This is a genomic window from Bradyrhizobium sp. BRP56 (assembly GCF_020194035.1).
Lineage (GTDB): Bacteria > Pseudomonadota > Alphaproteobacteria > Rhizobiales > Xanthobacteraceae > Bradyrhizobium > Bradyrhizobium australafricanum.
Genome location: NZ_JADYVV010000065.1, coordinates 23438 through 40186 on the forward strand (window position 1 = coordinate 23438; position 16749 = coordinate 40186).

General features: G+C 61.3%; 19 protein-coding genes. 9 read left to right on the forward strand and 10 right to left on the reverse strand.

The features are described 5' to 3' along the window. Positions 1–11: 11 nt before the first annotated feature. The 10 genes from I6F38_RS33730 to I6F38_RS33775 form a co-directional block, all read right to left on the reverse strand. Positions 12–857, reverse strand: a complete 846-nt coding sequence (locus tag I6F38_RS33730) for an enoyl-CoA hydratase-related protein (RefSeq protein WP_225163439.1) — start codon at positions 855–857, stop codon at positions 12–14. A gap of 59 nt (positions 858–916) precedes the next feature. Further along, positions 917–2137 (reverse strand): acyl-CoA dehydrogenase family protein, encoded by a 1221-nt coding sequence (locus tag I6F38_RS33735; RefSeq protein WP_225163440.1) that lies wholly within the window; start codon positions 2135–2137, stop codon positions 917–919. Between the two features lie 437 nt (positions 2138–2574). After that, a complete protein-coding gene (locus I6F38_RS33740) occupies positions 2575–3435 on the reverse strand; it encodes a hypothetical protein (RefSeq protein WP_225163469.1) in 861 nt (286 codons plus the stop codon). Positions 3436–3599: 164 nt separating this feature from the next. Beyond that, positions 3600–3854 carry a hypothetical protein gene (locus I6F38_RS33745; protein ID WP_225163441.1) on the reverse strand — a complete coding sequence of 85 codons (255 nt, stop codon included), beginning with the start codon at positions 3852–3854 and terminating at the stop codon, positions 3600–3602. Positions 3855–3911: 57 nt separating this feature from the next. Beyond that, a complete protein-coding gene (locus I6F38_RS33750; RefSeq protein WP_225163442.1) occupies positions 3912–4913 on the reverse strand; it encodes an AraC family transcriptional regulator in 1002 nt (333 codons plus the stop codon). Positions 4914–5014: 101 nt separating this feature from the next. Beyond that, positions 5015–7816, reverse strand: coding sequence for a LuxR family transcriptional regulator (locus tag I6F38_RS33755; protein WP_225163443.1), 2802 nt, complete (start codon positions 7814–7816; stop codon positions 5015–5017). 103 nt (positions 7817–7919) lie between these two features. Further along, positions 7920–8405 (reverse strand): hypothetical protein, encoded by a 486-nt coding sequence (locus tag I6F38_RS33760; RefSeq protein WP_225163444.1) that lies wholly within the window; start codon positions 8403–8405, stop codon positions 7920–7922. 52 nt (positions 8406–8457) lie between these two features. Then, the gene (locus tag I6F38_RS33765; protein WP_225163445.1) at positions 8458–8781 is read right to left on the reverse strand and encodes a hypothetical protein; all 324 of its coding nucleotides are present in this window, start codon (positions 8779–8781) and stop codon (positions 8458–8460) included. 47 nt (positions 8782–8828) lie between these two features. Then, the gene (locus tag I6F38_RS33770; RefSeq protein WP_225163446.1) at positions 8829–9011 is read right to left on the reverse strand and encodes a hypothetical protein; all 183 of its coding nucleotides are present in this window, start codon (positions 9009–9011) and stop codon (positions 8829–8831) included. 196 nt (positions 9012–9207) lie between these two features. Further along, positions 9208–10104 (reverse strand): LysR family transcriptional regulator, encoded by an 897-nt coding sequence (locus I6F38_RS33775; protein ID WP_225163447.1) that lies wholly within the window; start codon positions 10102–10104, stop codon positions 9208–9210. Positions 10105–10332: 228 nt separating this feature from the next. Between I6F38_RS33775 and I6F38_RS33780 the strand changes: the two genes are divergently transcribed. The 9 genes from I6F38_RS33780 to I6F38_RS33820 all read left to right on the forward strand — a co-directional run bounded on the left by I6F38_RS33780 (position 10333) and on the right by I6F38_RS33820 (position 16259). Then, positions 10333–10473 carry a hypothetical protein gene (locus I6F38_RS33780; RefSeq protein WP_225163448.1) on the forward strand — a complete coding sequence of 47 codons (141 nt, stop codon included), beginning with the start codon at positions 10333–10335 and terminating at the stop codon, positions 10471–10473. 243 nt (positions 10474–10716) lie between these two features. Continuing rightward, complete coding sequence (locus tag I6F38_RS33785) at positions 10717–11031, forward strand: hypothetical protein (protein WP_225163449.1); 315 nt, start codon at positions 10717–10719, stop codon at positions 11029–11031. After that, complete coding sequence (locus tag I6F38_RS33790; RefSeq protein WP_225163450.1) at positions 11022–11780, forward strand: sulfite exporter TauE/SafE family protein; 759 nt, start codon at positions 11022–11024, stop codon at positions 11778–11780. Before I6F38_RS33785 ends, I6F38_RS33790 begins: the two co-directional genes overlap by 10 nt. Positions 11781–11865: 85 nt before the next feature. After that, positions 11866–12324, forward strand: coding sequence for a hypothetical protein (locus I6F38_RS33795; RefSeq protein WP_225163451.1), 459 nt, complete (start codon positions 11866–11868; stop codon positions 12322–12324). 12 nt (positions 12325–12336) lie between these two features. Next, on the forward strand, positions 12337–12531 hold the full coding sequence (locus I6F38_RS33800; RefSeq protein ID WP_225163452.1) for a hypothetical protein: 195 nt from the start codon (positions 12337–12339) through the stop codon (positions 12529–12531). A 65-nt stretch (positions 12532–12596) separates the two neighbouring features. Beyond that, complete coding sequence (locus tag I6F38_RS33805; protein ID WP_225163470.1) at positions 12597–14651, forward strand: FUSC family protein; 2055 nt, start codon at positions 12597–12599, stop codon at positions 14649–14651. Beyond that, on the forward strand, positions 14648–14857 hold the full coding sequence (locus tag I6F38_RS33810; protein ID WP_225163453.1) for a DUF1656 domain-containing protein: 210 nt from the start codon (positions 14648–14650) through the stop codon (positions 14855–14857). Before I6F38_RS33805 ends, I6F38_RS33810 begins: the two co-directional genes overlap by 4 nt. Beyond that, positions 14854–15291, forward strand: a complete 438-nt coding sequence (locus I6F38_RS33815) for a DUF983 domain-containing protein (protein WP_225163454.1) — start codon at positions 14854–14856, stop codon at positions 15289–15291. The genes I6F38_RS33810 and I6F38_RS33815 overlap by 4 nt, the downstream gene beginning before the upstream one ends. Beyond that, positions 15288–16259 carry an HlyD family secretion protein gene (locus tag I6F38_RS33820; protein ID WP_225163455.1) on the forward strand — a complete coding sequence of 324 codons (972 nt, stop codon included), beginning with the start codon at positions 15288–15290 and terminating at the stop codon, positions 16257–16259. The genes I6F38_RS33815 and I6F38_RS33820 overlap by 4 nt, the downstream gene beginning before the upstream one ends. The last annotated feature ends 490 nt before the right edge of the window (positions 16260–16749 follow it).

Sequence of the window (16749 nt, forward strand, 5' to 3'; positions counted from 1 at the left end):
CGGTTCGTTGCTCAGCGACCGTGAAACTGCGGTGCGCGCTTCTCGAGGAAGGCCGAGGTACCCTCCTTCTTGTCTTCCGTGCCCGCGCACAGCCCGAAATAGGAAGCTTCGAGGGCGAGGCCTTCGCTCTGGCTCGTCTCCGATCCCTTGTTGGTGGCGTCCAGCGCGAACCTGATGGCGAGCGGTGCGTTGGCGGCGATTTCGTTCAGGATCGCCTCGGCGCGCGGAATCAGATCGGACGCCGGGACGATCTCGTTGACGAGGCCGATACGGTGCGCCTCTTGCGCGCTGATGATGCCGCCTGACAGGATGAGCTGAAGCGCTCGGCCCTTGCCGACGAGCCGGGGCAACCGCTGCGTGCCGCCGCCGCCAGGAATCAGCCCGAGTTTGACCTCCGGCTGGCCGAACTTCGCGTGCTCGACTGCGATACGGATCGTGCAGGCCATCGCGGTCTCGCAGCCACCACCGAGTGCAAAGCCATTAATCGCCGCAACCACCGGTTTGCCGAGATTCTCGATGAGATCGAGAACCTGCTGTCCGATACGGCTTGACCGCTCGGCGTCGACTGCGGTCGCCCGCGCCAGTTCGCTGATGTCCGCGCCGGCAATGAAGGCCTTGTCGCCCGCGCCGGCCAAAATGATGCCGCGCACAGTTGCGTCGCTCTTCGCGTGCTCAAATGCGGTCCGCAGATCCTGCCATGTCGCTGTGTTCAGGGCGTTGAGCACCCTGGGCCGGTTGACCGTGACATGGGCAATCGTGCCCCGTCGCTCGTAGAAGACATTCGCAAGAGTCAGCGCGGGCGCTGCCGACACGTCGGTGGAAGCCGCCGGTGACGGTAGGATTGCTGATGTTGACATGTTGATTGATCCTGACTGAGAGGATGGGCCGGCAGCCGAGTGCCGGCCCATCGGTGACGTCAGACGAAGGCGCTGAATCCGGTGATCGCCTTGCCGACGATCAGGTTCTGCATCTGATAGGTGCCTTCGTAGGAGTAGATCGCCTCGGCATCGGCAAAGAAGCGCGCCACGTTGTAGTCGACCAGGATCCCGTTGCCGCCCAGCAGTTCGCGGGCCCAGGCGACCGTTTCTCGCGCCTTGCTCGTGCAGAACGCCTTGACGATCGCGGCCTGTGCATCCGTCAGCTTGCCTTCGGCTTCCAGCTGCACCGAGCGGAACAGCATGCATTGGCAGGCCACGATGTTGGCCAGCATCTTCGCCAGCAACTCCTGAACCAGCTGGAACGAGCCGATCGGCTTGCCGAACTGCAGGCGCTCCTGGGCATACTTGAGGGCGACCTCGTAGGCGCCCATCTGCGCGCCGGTGATTTCCCAGCCGACGCCATGGCGCGTGCCACGCAGCACCAGCGCCGCGTCGCGAAACGTTCCCTTGCCTCCCTGGAGGCGATTCGCATCGGGCACGCGGCAGTCGGTCATCGTGATCTGGCCGTTCTGCACGACCTTCAGCGCAATCTTGTTCTGCATCTTCTCGACGCTGAACCCGTGCGTCGTCTTGTTCTCGACGATGAAGCCCTTGACCTGGTCGTCTGCGACGTCACGTGCCCAGACGATCGAGATGTCGCACCACGGCGCATTGCCGATCCAACGCTTCTGGCCGTTGAGGATCCATGTGTCGCCTTCGCGCTTCGCGGTCGTGGTGAGACCAGCACCGGTCCCCGAGCCCACCAGCGGCTCGGTCAGCGCGAAGCAGCCGACCTTTTCCATGCGCGCCATCGGCGGCAGCCACTTCTGCTTCTGCTCCTCGGTGCCTGCGAGATAGATGGAATTCATCGCGAGACCGGTGTGGACACCGTGGAAAGTACAAAACGACACGTCGGTCCGCGCGATCTCCAGGGCGACCAGAGCGAACTGGAGAGGACTTCCGCCCGGACAACCGTAACCATTGATGCCAAGACCGGCGATGTTCAGATCCTTGTAGGACGGCAGCAATTCGAAGGGGAACGAGTCTTCGACCCAGTGCTTGTTGATGACGGGTGCGACCTTCGTCTCCATGTAGTCGCGCACCTTTTTGACGACCGCGCGCTCCTCGTCCGAGAGCATGTCCGCGAATTGAAAGAAGTCGGCATTCGGCAGCGGAAGCTGTTTTGATGCTGCCGGCTTGAGTGCAGTAGCTGTGGCCATTTCGATCTCCGTTTCGATGCGGGCCTGCGACTGCAGCAGGCATCTCGTATCAACGCGTCGAACATAGCGAAGCGGCCAGCAGGCGGCTTTGCACCGAGTGCTGTCATTTTGTCATTTGTTGCTGGCGAGCGAGGCGGCAGATGCAGATGCGGGATCATGGCCGCGCCGTACTCAAGACTGTCTGAGATGATGGGGGATTGCAAGATGCCGAAGTCGCGCGTGGTGCCCAGCAAGGAGCGAACGTGTTCAAGCCCCGTCGCGCTGACGAAGCTCTGGCACCGGATGAAGAGGCCGACGGAGGCAGCACGCTTTTAGCGCCCAGCGCAGGTCGAACCGCGAGCAAGTAGGATGTATACGATCTCCCGAACAACGCGACCAACGACGCGCGTACGGCGCGGAACAGGAAGCCTTTGGCAGTTCCTCAGATAGGGCTACTGCTACTCTTGCCTAGGCGGTGTCATCGCCGTTCTCACGCCGCCCGTGAGGCTCATAGCTTCAGCCGACTTGACAGGTTTTGCCGGCTCCGGAGATGTCGCAACCACGCTGCTTACGAAGCGACCAGGCACGGGTTTGGGCGTCAGCTCGACCATCGCTGCATTGGGGCTGCTCGCCTGAGCAACCATATCGGTGGTGACGAGATTGGTCAGTCGCAATTCGTCCCGAGACAGTTCATGCAATTCTTCCCACGGTGGCACGTTCAGCGACAGCGACAACAGATCGCCTGCGCCGCCCATATCGAAGGTGTATTTGGCGAGACGCCCAATATCGCGTTCCACGATCACCAGATCATCCGCGCTGTAGGTTGCGGCCTTGGCGTCATTGGCGCGGTCGCCGAGCCAGATCTGATGCACCCGGACATGGGCTGTCTCGGGCACGTAACGCGTCTTGCCTGATAGCAGAAGGAACACGCACATCGATTCGCAATAGGCTACGGGCGCCATATTGGCAGGAGCACTCTGGGCGGTATTGGTCCGGACGCTGACGCCGACGGTAGTCAGTGCCCCAAGCTCGCGGAAACGCCTTCCAAGCGCGATCGAGGCGTTGACCGAACCGCCGCTTGAATCCAGCACGATGGTCGCGCCGTCGAGCTGTCGCCCCCGGGCGAATTCATCAAAATCCCTTGGACTGTCGGCAATCACGATCCCGGTCGCGCTGACCCAGCCCCGGCAATTCGGCTGCTGGCAATCGACCCAAGTGAACTTCATCGGCAATTTGCGTTCTTCGAGGGCGACGCCGGCATGCACCGAACCGCTCAGCACAGCCATCCATGCGATGCAAAGACCGGCGCCAACGAGCATCATCCATCCCCGGATTTCCGCCCAACGAGCGCGATTAGAGGCTCCACTCGAGATGCGGATGCGCTCCGAGGGATCGACTCTCGAGATTGTAGCCAGGTTGATCAAGAGCGAGACGGCAAGCAGATACACTGGTATTATGAACATGATTGCGTAACCTCGACCGGCTATCGGGTGAGGTTGGCCGTGCCGCGACGCAGTGCACACATCGGCGACGGCTGATAGTGCCCGGTCGACGGTACAGCTTCAGAACCGTGCTTGGTCCGCCATTTTGGGCCGGGGCCGCGCATGTAATGCAGTTCGGGCCGGTAGCTGTCGCGCACGTCCATAATCAGGTTGTGAACGACGCCGGCGAAATCGGATGCCGAGTTAGCCGTCTTGCGAACAAGACCCGACAATGCGCTTGCATCTATGATGCTCATCACGGACTTCCTTTTAAGTTGAGGCCATCAGCGTTGAAGCGGTTGCGACCTGCGGATTCACGCCAGCATCGGAAGAGTCTGCCTGATGGCAGCCGATAACGAATCGTGTTGTCGCGATCCAAACTCGCGGCGATATTGGCCGGGCGCCCGACCTGTTGCCTGCCTGAATGCGCGTGTGAAACTGGCTTGGTCGGAAAAGCTGAGCGCCAGCGCAATATCCACCGACGGTCGATCACCTTGCATCAACAAGGCCTTCGCGCGATCAAGGCGCCTGATGCTGACATAGCGATGAGGAGAATGTCCGACGGCCTGCTTGAAGGCGCGGGCAAAATGGTATCGGCTCAGACAGGCGATCGAAGCCATGCCATCAAGGGTAATATCGCCTTCCAGGTTTGCCTCGATGTAATCCAGCACACGGGCCAGCCTGCGACGATCAAGGCCTTCCTTTGAAGCCGAGATGGTGGGCTGGCTTGTCGGTGCAGTGGAGTGCGTTTGAACGAGCCTGGCCGCCATGCTGTTGGCCAAGGATTCAACCAGCAGCCGGCCGGCCGAGGTCTCATCCTGCAGCTCCGACGCAACCGCGCGGGCGATCTCGCCCAGCAGCGGATCCCGGAACGCGTTGTCATATCTCAGCGCGCCGATCACGGACTTGTCGACGTCGAGGCCGAGCCTGCCCGGGGTGAACTGGCTCAGGGGAAGATGAATGTGCATGATCTCCGGCAGATCACCGGCGATAGCGATGGAACCCTCATTCCAGCTGGGAGGAGTGAGCCAAACAGTATCCCGCAGGGCGACAGTCGAGTCCTGGATCGCGGAGGCGCACCGTGTGACGAGCGACCCATTGCCGCACACATCGACGCAAACTTCGACGTCGGACAGCGCACCGCGCCAGGGCATCACGCCCTTTCCAACGTACCGCATTTCGGCCGACAAGCACGACCAGTCACGATTTTTCGAAGACAATACCAGTTTGGTCTGGCCACCAGCCGTCCAGGTGTCGCAACAAGGCTGCGGTTCATTTCGGTTCACAGCAGGCGGCTGTTCCAAGCTAATTTCCAAGGCGGCCTCCTACCCTTCCTCGCAGGTTTCCACGCATGGAAGGTAGATGCCCCAAGGGGGGAGCGGCATCCGTCAAATGACCAGTCCGATGGCAGGCCCGGTCATTGGGCCGTGTTGCCGGCTGTAGCCAGAACGGACGACAGGCCGGATCGCGAGGTGATCCCGATCTTCGAGAAAACCCGCTGCAGATGGTAGCCGACGGTCCGGTGGGACAGATAGAGTCTCGCCCCGATAATCTTGTTCGAATGCCCCTGGGCCGCGAGCTGCGCGATGTGCAGTTCCTGTGGAGTCAGACTTTCCCAGACTTGTGCGGTCCGGCGAAGGCTGGCCTCGCCGGCTGCGCGCAACTCCTCCCGCGCGCGATCACTCCAGGGCGAAGCGCCGAGCGCGTCGAAGACGTCGCGGGCCTGGCGAAGCGGCGCCCGCGCATCGGCAGAGCGGCGCTGCCGGCGCAGCCACGCGCCGTAACCGAGGAGCAGGCGTCCCCGCAGGAAAGGCCAATTCTTCGCAGCCGGCCCAAGTCCCTTCAGGAAGTATTGCTCCGCCTCTTCATTCGTCGCGATCAGCGCCTTGCCGTAGCATAACATCGTTGCGACCCACGGTACCGGGTCCGGAGCCGAGATGCGTTCCACCTCATCGATAAAGCGACGCGCATCAGCCGAATGATCGGAATAGACGGCCGCTTCGACAAAGTCGGCCAGCGCAAAAAACTGCAGGCCGGAGTTGAAGGCTGGATCGGCCGGCGCAAACAGGCGCCGCAGATGCTCGAAGGCCTCCAAATGCCGGCCGGCACCGATGGCCGTTATACCGCGGCCCAATTGCAGCATCGCTAGCAGGAAACTGGCCCCAGTCGACAAGACCAGGCGCTCCGCCTCCGTCGCGTATGTCTCAGCCTGCTCAAGCCTGCCCTGCATGCCCGCAAGCTGCGCTTTCACGAGCGTGGCCGCTGCTGTCCATACAGCAGATCCAGTCTCCTCGGCAAAACGGGCGGCTTCCTCAGCTTCTCGCCGCGCCCCTATCCAATCGCCGACTTCCATTTCAGCCCATGCCTGAGCGAACAACGCACGCGCCAAATTGCCGATTCGCGCCTGTTTGCGCAGCCCCGCGGTGGACTCCGCCAGAAAACTTACACCAAGATCAAACGCGCCGATGACGTTCGCCGTGCTTCCCAGGATTCGCGCAACATGCGGATTGTGTCCTCCCTTTTGAGAAAGCGCCTTCAGCCCCGCGTATACCTCGCTGCTTCGTCGAAGCGGCTCGGAATAGGCGGATATGGCGATGCCACGTGGGTCGAGCTCCGACAACTCAAGTGATCTTGCCGCGGTAAGGACGCTCGCGCGAAGCTCGCTGCTCGCGTTGCTCCACCAGCAGCGTTGCGCCGCTCGCCAGAGAAGATTGCTCGCCAACTCCTTCGCACCAGCCACGCGCGCCTGGTCAGCAAGATTTACAAGCGCAGAAATCTTGCCGATATCAACGACCATGAGCGGCTGACTCATCTCGCGGCACCATCCGACCCGGGCGATGCCCAGCTTGTCCGACGGCTCCACCTCGGCCCCCCGCAACAGGTGCTCCAGCAATCCAGGCTGTCCCAGGTCGGTTGCAATCTCAGCGGCTTGCAAAAATCGTTCTCTCCTGACCTTCGTCGTGCCACTCAGCTTTGCTGCGATCTGCAGAACCTCAATGGCCATGGTGTTGGCACCCCGGCTCTGCGCACGGCTCGCCATGAGATCAAGTTCGGCGGCCAGCTCATCGTCGGGTCCCACGGTTGCCGCAGCCCGATGCCAAAGTCGGCGGTCCTGATCCTCGATGATCGCCGCGAGCGCGGAATGAACCCTTTGGCGCGTTGCCACGTCGGCGGCTTGATGGATGGCGGATCGCACGAGCGGGTGTCGAAACCGCACCTGCATTGCATCGAGATCGATCAGCTGGGCGGAGACGGCGGGCGCAAGGGCGTCGACTCCAATATTCTGTGTCAGCAGCACTTCGCCGGCCCGCAGGATTTCGTGGAGAGACGTTCCGTCGTTTTCAGCGGCAACGTTCAACAGCATCTGAGTGACGCCGGGAAGTCCGGACAAACGGCTGGAGAAGGTGCGTTCAAGTCGCTCCGTCAAGGGAAGCCATGGAGCCTCCCCATCGTCCTCAGGTCGCAAGCTGTGCGGCAACTCTACCAGCGCCAATGGATTGCCGGCGGCTTCCTTCAGAAATCGGTCGCGCAGCTTCCCGGAAAGGCCAGGGGCCCGGATGTCGAGCAGGCGGGCCGAATCGACATCGCTGAGCGCAGAAACGACATGCCGTAATGTGTCGGCGTCACCAAACGGAAGAGAAAAACCCTCTCGTAGAGCGAGTAGCAGAACGATCGAATCCGAACTCAGGCGCCGGGAGACAAACGACAACACGTCACGCGTCGCTTCATCCAGCCATTGCGCATCGTCAACGACCAGCAGGATCGGTTTGTGAGTTGCGCTCTCGGTGAGCAGCGTCAGTGTCGAAAGCGCGACCAGCCAGACATCGGGTGGTTCAGCAGCTTCCTCGCCCAGGCCGAACGCATTCAGCAAGGCAGACTGCTGGCGGGGCGGCAAAGCCTTCGCCAGCTTCATGAGTGGACGCAATGCCTGCTGAAGTCCGGCAAACGCCAGATTAACTTCAGCGAGCACGCCGGTCATGCCCAGCACGACGATGTCCCGTTCACGGGCCCTGTGTTTGGCCTCCTCGAGCAGCGCTGATTTTCCAATTCCCGGCGCTCCGCTGATGAAGAGAGTGCTCCCACCCTCATCAATCCGGTCGAGAAGCTGCTCGATCAGAGCAATCTCGGTTTCTCGCCCAAGCAAGGTTGGCACCCCCGAGCGCGAGGCGCGCGCGCGCTGATCTTGCGGTGGCGCAGTTTTTTTCAACCGTTTCGCCATATCGAGGCCCGGGGCCGTCCGCTGGGTTGATTTCTCAACCCGAGCTCTGGGCAACATCCTACCATGCGCCGGCGATGAGGGCATCGGGTTGCTATCCAACTTCTTAAGCGGCGAGGTCGGAAATGTCTGGGTCTGGGCGTTCAGCCATGCTGTTCCGGGCTTCGATGGCCTTGGCAGAGTTTTCGAACGCCTTTTCCAGAACTCCCTTGCCGATAGTCCCGAGCACGAAGCCGAGCAGCCGACCCATCAGGTTTTTGCCGTCGCGTATGACGACCACATCAATGTCGGTCGTTCCGTCAGGTTTACGCGTAAAGGTGTAGGTGTGACCCGAGGCACCACCCCACACGTTGGAGTCGGCTGTCGTGAGGACGACGCGCTCAGGATCAGACCAGTCATAATGCAGGCGCTCCCAGATCCCGCTCGAACCCTCCGTAACATCGGCAAAGGAGTCGTCTCGGTGATGCACCTTGAGATAGGCATCGGCGCTGTTGCCAAAGAGCTTCGAACGACCAGGCCCGAAATCAGTGAGGCCGGCGACGTACTGCTCGGGCGTCGCTGTGGTGCTCCGATGAAGGTGGATGTTCGACATGTGCAGTTTCCTTGCTGCATTTCGCTCAACCAGCACTCGTAGAAGTCGAGATTCAGTTCGAGGTCGTGTTGTTGCGAACGAAGACGCTGTCGCCCTTCCGGCTGATCTCGACCGCATCAGATCGTTGCGGTGTCGAGAGAACCACGCGCTGACCAGGTGCCAGAACGGAAACGACGCGGATCGGCGTTCCCGCCTCGCCCTGCGCAACAGTGGCGACGACGTGAAATCCGTCACGCTGGACAGTGTAGTACGCGATCCCCGATATGCCGCCGAGATCGATGCTCTTGCCCTGAATTGGGCGCAGTCCATCTGCGTGGGCGGTCGTCAGAGATGCGAGGCCAAATGCAACGGCGAAAATCATGCTGCGGATTGACATAGCGATTTCTCCTGATGGTTGATTATCGAGAATTGGCACGTCGTGGATTACGACAGCGGTTCGTCGCTCCGGTGAATCCAGGTTCCGTTGACGATGATTGGCCCGTTGTCGGATTGTTTGTGGGCGGATTCGGCTGGCGGGAAGACGCTGTCGTACATCGCGCGGGCTTCTCGTATCAGGCGGAGCCGCTCGCGCTCGGCTTTCGAAACAAACTGGATAACTTCACCCATATTCGCCTCCAACTCGTGATGCCGTTTTGCGGCAGGTCATGACGAGGAGGTGGGGCGAATGGCGCGGGCCAACAGGCGGGGAAAACGGGAGTCATCCTTCCGGATTTTGGAAGCTCGAAGATCATGGGGAGACGCGGTTCGTTTTGCGCCGAAAACGATCGCATCGTCTCAGCAGCGGAACTCGCGCTGTCGCAGCCTACTCCGCGAAGACGCGCTTGAGCCGTGGTGCTGCAAAGTCAAGGAAAGCGCGCACTTTGATCGGCAGAAACCGGTTGGCCGTGTACACGAGATTGACCGGCATTGACGGCGGCTGGAATTCGTCCAGCACTGTCGTCAGTGTTCCTTCCTCCCGCGCGGCCTCAATCTGATAAGCAAAGGCAATGGAAATTCCTATGCCCGCACGGGCCGCGGTACAGGCCGCCTCAGCGCTGCCGACAATGAGCCGCGTATGCACCGGCGTGGCTATGGTCGCCTTGCCTTTGACGAATGTCCAGGCATCGGACGGCGAGAAGCCGGGATAACTGATGCAATCATGCCCGGACAAATCTTCCAGTGTGCGCGGCGTTCCGCGAGCGGCCAGATAGGCAGGGCTGGCGCACACGACTCGCCGCGTCCTGCCGAGTCGTAACGCTACCAAGCTCGAATCCGGCAACTCGCCGATGCGCACCGCGACATCGATTTGCTCCTGAGCCAGACTCAGCTTTTGATCGGTGGGAATCATCCTGACCTTGATGTCCGGATAAGCCTTAAGGAAGTCCGCGATGATCGGCATGAGAATGATACGCCCGAGGCCCAATGGCGTCGTCACAGCCAGCTCGCCCGTGGGCGCGGTATACTCACCCGACGCGATACGCTCCGCTTCGGTGACATCGGTGAGAATGCGCTTGCAGGCTTCAACGTAAGAAGTGCCCGCATCTGTGAGCACGAGTTGCCGACTTGAGCGGTTGAACAGCTTCGTGCGCAGGTGAGCCTCGAGCTCGGATACGTTGCGGCTGACTGTTGTGAGCGGCGTCTTCAACCGCCGCGCCGCCGCGGACAGGCTGCCCTGTTCGACCACGGTCAGAAAGGTCGACATCGCTTCCAGGCGATCCATCGAAGGCCCTTCCATAATTTGGAAATATACCTCCAAATTCTGCCACATCGCCCCGAATTTCGGAAGACAACGTCGCTTGCGAGTTCAGCCAGATTGATTCCGTCGGCCTTCCGATACTCGGAAGGACCGTTTCCACGGGCTGCCCTGTTCAAGGCTGGCTGTCCAATCGATCTCCTTGGATGACGGTGTGAGAAAGCCGTCTTCAAACACTGAGAGAAGGAGAGTTCGATGACGCGGTATCTGGAGTCTTATCGGTACGAAATTCTTCACGGCGATGACGCCGACTTCGTCACGTATCAGCGCAAGCTGGGCGATGGCATCTGGCAGACGATCTCAACGTGGATGATCCCGGATCCGGCGGATCACTGAGTGCGAGAGCCAGCGTCAGCGGGCTTCGAAAATCCCGGCGACGAGGCCTCACCAGCTCACGACATTGTACTCGGTGCAATGTTTTAATTGCACCGAGCATTGTACCGGATCATCTTACTAACCTAAGAGCAATCCTGTCACCAAATGCGCGATTGAGCGTCGTTTGAAGCCCAACCAGCGTCATCCGCAGCCCTTTCCCTCTCGGAGCATTGAAGACCCACCTCGGAGCATTGGAGACGAAGAATGCCTGCCATCCTTTCAACGATCATCCTTCCTGCTGTCACCGAGGGGCCCAGCGTCGTCTCTTGGCTGCTCGTCGGTGCTTGCGAAGGGATTGCGGCTTATCTCGGCCGTCGGACCGCCATTGCGCGCCTTCGTGACCTTGATGATCGTGCACTGTGGGATATTGGCCTCGCCCATTTTCAGATCGAGGCCGCCGTCTGCGGTCTCATCTCGTTTCCACGCCGGGCGGACGAAGCGATGATGAGCTTCGCTCCCGCGACGAATCCGCGCGAGCGCCAGCGCGCACCAACCATGGAGGCGGCGCCATGGAGCTGACAGTCGCCACGATCCTGGTCACCTTTGCCGGCGTGTTCCTGATCTGCTTCATGAAGGGCGCATTTGGCGGTGGATTCTCGATCGTCGGCATTCCGCTGTTGTCGCTGGTGATGGATCCAGTCACCGCCGGCGGGCTTCTCGCGCCATTGTTCATCGCAATGGATTTGTTCGCGCTGCGCTACTGGAAGCCTTCGACCTGGTCGAAGCCGGATCTTCTGCTGCTGTTGCCCGGGCTCGTCATGGGCATCGGCTTGGGCTACCTGCTGTTCCGCTTCCTCGACCACCGCGCCATCGCAATTGCGATGGCTGCGACCACGCTGATCTTCGTCGCGCTGTGGCTTGTTGCTGGCGCAGAGGTGATGGTTCGTCCGCGCTCGACGCCGAAGGCGATCACGGCCGGCCTCGCTTCGGGAGTCACGACCATGGTGGCGCACTCCGGCGGACCGCCGCTTGCGATGTATTTGCTGCCACTCGGCCTCAGCAAGGATGTCTACGCCGGTACGACCAGCCTGTTCTTCACCGTCGGCAACGCGACCAAGGCGGTGCCATGGCTGCTGCTGGTGAAACCGACAGGCAACGTCTGGACCTTGATGGCGATTTGCCTGTTCGCCATTCCCGCTGGCGTATGGGCGGGCTGGCGCCTCCACGGAAGCCTGGATCAGCGCCACATCTATCGCGTCTGCTACGGATTGCTGGTCGTGACGGCGCTGAAATTGTTGTGGGACGGAGTCGGCGGTTATCTCGTTTGAAGCCTAGCGACGAGATCCCAGCAACAAATGACAAGAACATAGCAGCGGCTGCAAAGCCCGTGGCCCGAGATTCAACTATCTCCGCATGAAGGAAATGATCGCGGTCGCTCCTGACGGCGGTTGCTCGGCCACGACGGAACTGCTTGCTATGCCGATACGTCAGTACTTTGTGTGGGTGGGAAGCGCCCTCCTCGTCGCGTTGTTCGCCGCCGATTGGTGGCTGCCGGATTCCCCTGGACAACTGCATTCGGCGCCTCCTCCCAACGACAGGATCAGTCTGCGCATCCGCTCGGACCACAAATGGCCGGAACGGGTGGTGTTCGACACGGCGTATTCGGGAAAGCCGCGCGCAGCCGATTCCAGGCCTGCGCTGAACGACGCTTCGAACCCAGACGTCGCGCAGGTCCGGCAGCGCAATCCACGCAACGCGTTCGCTGCGATGGAAGCGGTCACACCGACAGCAACAAATGACAATGCGTCGGCAACCCCGGCAAAGCCGCGATCGCTCCAACGTCTTATGACTAGCGCGATCAAATCCGACTGATCAGGTGCAGACATGAACGACGTTTTTTCCCTCGCCGTATTCGCCGCCAAAGTGCTCTGCCTCTTTGTGTTCGTATCCGTCCTGAAGCCGGATGGCTGCATCGGCGCCGTCCGGACGACAACGGATCCCACCGGCTGCGTCAAGGTGTCCGGAACTGCACGCATGTGGGCCGGCGTCTTTCCGGTCCGTTTCGCAAGCCAACGATAGGCCCTGGATCGCACGTCCGACCGACATGCACCGAGAAACAGCGATAAGCGAATGCCGTGACCGCCATGACCCAAGCTTCCTCATTCTGGGACCGACATGCCGCAATCATTTTCGCGCTGAAGACGTTTGCAGCGGCAATGCTGGCATTCTATCTCGCGCTGCTGCTGGACATGCCGCGTCCCTACTGGGCAATGACGAGCGTGTACGTTACCTCCAATGTGCTGACCGGGGCCACCTCCTCGAAGGCGGTCTATCGCATCCTGGGAACGCTGATTGGAGCGGCAGGGACAATCGTTCTGGTTCCGAACCTCGTGGATACCCCTGAACTGCTCAGCCTGGCGATCGCGCTGTGGGTCGGCGCTTTCCTGTATGTCGCGCTGCTCGACGGCACACCGCGTGGCTATGTCTTCATGCTGGCCGGCTACACTGTCGCCATTATCGGACTTCCGGTCCTCTCGACACCCGAACTGACGTTCGACGTTGCGGTCTCCCGAGTGCAGGAAATCGCGCTGGGAATCATCTGCGCGAGCGCGGTCTCTATGCTTGTGCTGCCTCGGAGCGTTGCCTCGGCCGTCGCGAGTCAGGCCGACGCCTGGCTTGCGAATGCGGGCCGTCTTTGCGCAAGTCTCTTGACGGGTGGCAACCGCGAGCCGGCGCGCGACGACGAACGCATGCGCCTTGCCGCTGCGGCGTCCGCAATCGATGAGCTCTGTAATCACCTCGACTATGATGCCTCCAGTTCTGCGTCCATCGTGCGCGGCTTGCGGCGGCTGCGCCGGCACATGCTGGCGCTGCTCCCGCTGTTCGCATCGATCGAGGAGCGCATGGAGGCGCTCGACTCCCAAGGCGGGATGCCGGCCGCTCTCGGAATGATCTGCGCAAGGATTTCGCATTGGCTGACCGAGGGTTGCCGGGATCGCGAGGAAGCGGATCTGATGCGTGCCGCGCTTGCCGAAATGCGTCCGACACTCGACGCGGATGCCGGCTGGCGCGAGATCATGGCGGCGAGCCTCATGATCCAGCTCCGCAATCTGGTCGACATCATGCAGGATTGCCACACTCTGCGCCTGGCGATCGCTGATGATCGGGATCCTGAGCAGCTTGCGCTCGCCTTCACTCTCGATGCATCGGGGCACGCCGCTGCGCATCGCGATCGCGAGGTGGCGGTCTGGTCTGCCGCAGCTGCGACGCTTTCCATTTTGGCATGCTTTGCGTTCTGGATCAGCACCGGCTGGACGGACGGCACGACGGCAGTGCTGTTTTCCGCCATCCTTGGTACGTTCTTCGCCGGTACGGATGAGCCTCTGCCGGCATTTCGCAATCTCTACAAGGTGGTCGTTTTCGTCGTTGCGTTGAACGGAATCTACATATTCGGCATCTTGCCAAGGGTTACCGCCATCGAAATGCTGATGGTCGCGCTCATGCCGATGTACCTCCTGTTCGGATGGATGGCCGCACGTCCCGTAACGGCCCCGATTGGCGCCCTGCTGGCCAATTTCATCTCCGTGCAGTTGGCGCTGCAACCGTTCTACACGGCGGATTTCGCTTCATTCGCAAATTCCAGCGTCGCCCTGATGCTCGGCGTCGGGCTCACAGGCGTCATATGCGGCATCGTTCGCTTGCTCGGAACCGGCTGGATCGCGAGACGGTTGCTTCTCAGCAACCGCGCGACCCTGGCGGCGGTCGCCGCACGCAAGTCATGGCAGGACCGTGTCGCGCTGGCCAGCCTGATGCAACATCGTCTCGCGCTGCTTGCCCAGCGCATTGCCGCGGTTCCCGCGGAAGCAAGGAGCGACGCCGCCACTCTTCGCCTGCTGCGGACAGCGCTGAACATCATCGATGTCCGGCAGGCAAGCCTCGGCCTGTCGCTGCCCGCAAGAGCGGCGATCGAAGCGCTGCTCGCGCGTCTTGCTGCGATATTGGCAACCCCGGATGTCGGCCTGCTGCCGAGCGACGTGCTCGGGCAACTCGATAGCACGATCCCATTCACGTTGCGGGAGCCATCGAGCGAGACTCGCAACAATGCACTCATCGCTCTCGCCGGGATCCGTTCCGGTCTTTTCCCGGACGCACCGACCTACCGACCATTGCCGCCTGAACCACGGGAAATAGCCGCATGAGATACGAGCTTGATCTGTTCGGCGTGCTTGTTCCGAGCCTGCTGCTCTGGAGCGTGATCGCCTACGCGCTTGCGCGGCTCATCAGCAAGCTGATTGCGCGTGCCGGCCTGTACCGCCGGATCTGGCATCCTGCACTATTCGATTTCGCGCTTTTCATCTTCCTGGTTACCGGCCTGGTCTTCGCTTCGACGGAGTTCTTCTCATGACAGCACCTGTTTCGTTCGCGAAAGCTCTATGGCGCGGATTCACGATGAAGTGCCCGAACTGTGGTCGGGGTCATCTGTTCGGCCGTTTTCTCAAGGTGGTCGACAGCTGCGCGATTTGTGGCGAAGACTACACGCCGCAACGCGCAGACGACCTTCCGGCCTATCTCGTGATCGCCATCGTTGGTCACCTTGTCGTGCCGGCACTTCTTGCCGTCGAGATGGCCTATTCTCCTCCTGCGTGGCTTCAATTGCTGATTTGGGTACCCGTCACCGGGCTTGCGGCGCTGCTTTTGCTGCAGCCCGTGAAAGGGACGATTGTCGGTCTGCAATGGCAGACCGGCATGCACGATTTCGAAACCGCCACGCGGCGCCGGGAAGCCCGCGATGCTGCCGCGCCCCAGCCGAACCCTATCTCCAAGGAGTTGGTATCATGAAAGCCGTTCTGAATTCGCTGCGCCGCTTCGTCGTGACTGGCCTGATGGTGCTGCTCGCACTCTGGGCCGGCTACAAGCTGTGGGACTATTATTTTGAGGCGCCTTGGACCCGTGATGGTCACGTGCGGGCCGATGTGGTGCCCGTGGCTCCTGACGTTTCCGGCTTTGTGAGCGATGTGCTGGTCCGGGACAACCAGCAAGTCCAAAGAGGCGACGTGCTCTTCCGGATCGATCGCGCGCGCTACGAAATCGCGCTGAAGCAGGCAGAGGCGGTACAGGAAGGCAAGCGTGCCATGCTCGACAATGCGAATGCCGATCTGAGGCGCTACAGTGCCTTGACACCCGGAGTAGTGGTTTCCGCGCAGCGAATGGACCAGGTTGCCGCCAGCCAAGGCTCTGCCCAGGCCGCCTATGACCAGGCCGTTGCGGACGTTGCCCTTGCGAGGCTCAATCTCGAGCGTAGCGAGGTGCGAGCCTCAGTCAGCGGTATTGTCACCAACAACGAACTGCGGCCGGGCGCCTACCTCACCCCCGGCAAGGGTGTGATGGCGCTGCTCGATACGGGCACGCTCCACGTTCAGGGCTATTTCGAGGAAACCAAGCTGCAGCGGATCCACATCGGCGATCCCGTCAACGTCCGACTGATGGGAAGCAGCCATGTGTTGCAAGGCACGGTGGAGAGCGTTGCGGCCGGTATCGAGGACCGCGATCGCAGCAATGGCTCGACCCTTCTTGCCAATGTCAATCCGACCTTCAACTGGGTGCGGCTGGCCCAGCGAGTCCCGGTCCGCATCGCGCTCATCCGCGCTGACGAGCGCGACGAACTCATTGCCGGAGCAACCGCTGCAGTGGCGGTGCTGGCATCGCGGCCGAGCGACGGCGGTCGCGTGGCCCAGCATCGGCCAAGTACATCACAGCGCTTGGGGTGCCGGTCAGTGCCGACGCTGTTCTCGCAATCCTGCGGCTGACGCTCCACACGACGGCTCTCTGGTTCGCTCAACAAGAGAGAATCACGCGGAATAGCGCGAGGATGGACATCATGAGCTTGCTGGCGACATTTCTGGCCTTGGTGAGCGCCGGTGTTTTCACGGCCCATATTCTCGATGCCCTGCGCAGTGGCGCGATAACGCGCCCTTCCGGGCCTCGGACTGCGCGCCCTACTTGTCGAGAGGACGACCGGTTCCAACGCTCAACTGGAGCGGCGGACGCGGTAAAGTCTATCCCCTAGGCCGCGAACACATGAATCTGCGGGGAATCGGCCTAGTGTAGTCTGCAACGCCCCGGCAGCGACGAATTCAGCGAAACGACGCGCGCCTTCCATGGCTTGGTAGGCCTCCTTCCGCATCCGCCAGTTGGCACGGGTGACCGTCCCCTCCAATTCTCCGAATGAGAGCGTGAGGCTGGATCAGCATGCTGCTCGAGCCATCCGTAGTGCCACCATCTGGCACATCATTGTCA

What these genes read in the sequence shown, in the direction of transcription:
- I6F38_RS33730 (WP_225163439.1), bottom strand. Translation starts at nt 857, where the DNA reads ATGTCAACATCAGCAATCCTACCGTCACCGGCGGCTTCCACCGACGTG.
- I6F38_RS33735 (WP_225163440.1), bottom strand. Translation starts at nt 2,137, where the DNA reads ATGGCCACAGCTACTGCACTCAAGCCGGCAGCATCAAAACAGCTTCCG.
- I6F38_RS33740 (WP_225163469.1), bottom strand. Translation starts at nt 3,435, where the DNA reads ATGCTCGTTGGCGCCGGTCTTTGCATCGCATGGATGGCTGTGCTGAGC.
- I6F38_RS33745 (WP_225163441.1), bottom strand. Translation starts at nt 3,854, where the DNA reads ATGAGCATCATAGATGCAAGCGCATTGTCGGGTCTTGTTCGCAAGACG.
- I6F38_RS33755 (WP_225163443.1), bottom strand. Translation starts at nt 7,816, where the DNA reads ATGGCGAAACGGTTGAAAAAAACTGCGCCACCGCAAGATCAGCGCGCG.
- I6F38_RS33760 (WP_225163444.1), bottom strand. Translation starts at nt 8,405, where the DNA reads ATGTCGAACATCCACCTTCATCGGAGCACCACAGCGACGCCCGAGCAG.
- I6F38_RS33765 (WP_225163445.1), bottom strand. Translation starts at nt 8,781, where the DNA reads ATGTCAATCCGCAGCATGATTTTCGCCGTTGCATTTGGCCTCGCATCT.
- I6F38_RS33770 (WP_225163446.1), bottom strand. Translation starts at nt 9,011, where the DNA reads ATGGGTGAAGTTATCCAGTTTGTTTCGAAAGCCGAGCGCGAGCGGCTC.
- I6F38_RS33775 (WP_225163447.1), bottom strand. Translation starts at nt 10,104, where the DNA reads ATGGATCGCCTGGAAGCGATGTCGACCTTTCTGACCGTGGTCGAACAG.
- I6F38_RS33780 (WP_225163448.1), top strand. Translation starts at nt 10,333, where the DNA reads ATGACGCGGTATCTGGAGTCTTATCGGTACGAAATTCTTCACGGCGAT.
- I6F38_RS33785 (WP_225163449.1), top strand. Translation starts at nt 10,717, where the DNA reads ATGCCTGCCATCCTTTCAACGATCATCCTTCCTGCTGTCACCGAGGGG.
- I6F38_RS33790 (WP_225163450.1), top strand. Translation starts at nt 11,022, where the DNA reads ATGGAGCTGACAGTCGCCACGATCCTGGTCACCTTTGCCGGCGTGTTC.
- I6F38_RS33795 (WP_225163451.1), top strand. Translation starts at nt 11,866, where the DNA reads ATGAAGGAAATGATCGCGGTCGCTCCTGACGGCGGTTGCTCGGCCACG.
- I6F38_RS33800 (WP_225163452.1), top strand. Translation starts at nt 12,337, where the DNA reads ATGAACGACGTTTTTTCCCTCGCCGTATTCGCCGCCAAAGTGCTCTGC.
- I6F38_RS33805 (WP_225163470.1), top strand. Translation starts at nt 12,597, where the DNA reads ATGACCCAAGCTTCCTCATTCTGGGACCGACATGCCGCAATCATTTTC.
- I6F38_RS33810 (WP_225163453.1), top strand. Translation starts at nt 14,648, where the DNA reads ATGAGATACGAGCTTGATCTGTTCGGCGTGCTTGTTCCGAGCCTGCTG.
- I6F38_RS33815 (WP_225163454.1), top strand. Translation starts at nt 14,854, where the DNA reads ATGACAGCACCTGTTTCGTTCGCGAAAGCTCTATGGCGCGGATTCACG.
- I6F38_RS33820 (WP_225163455.1), top strand. Translation starts at nt 15,288, where the DNA reads ATGAAAGCCGTTCTGAATTCGCTGCGCCGCTTCGTCGTGACTGGCCTG.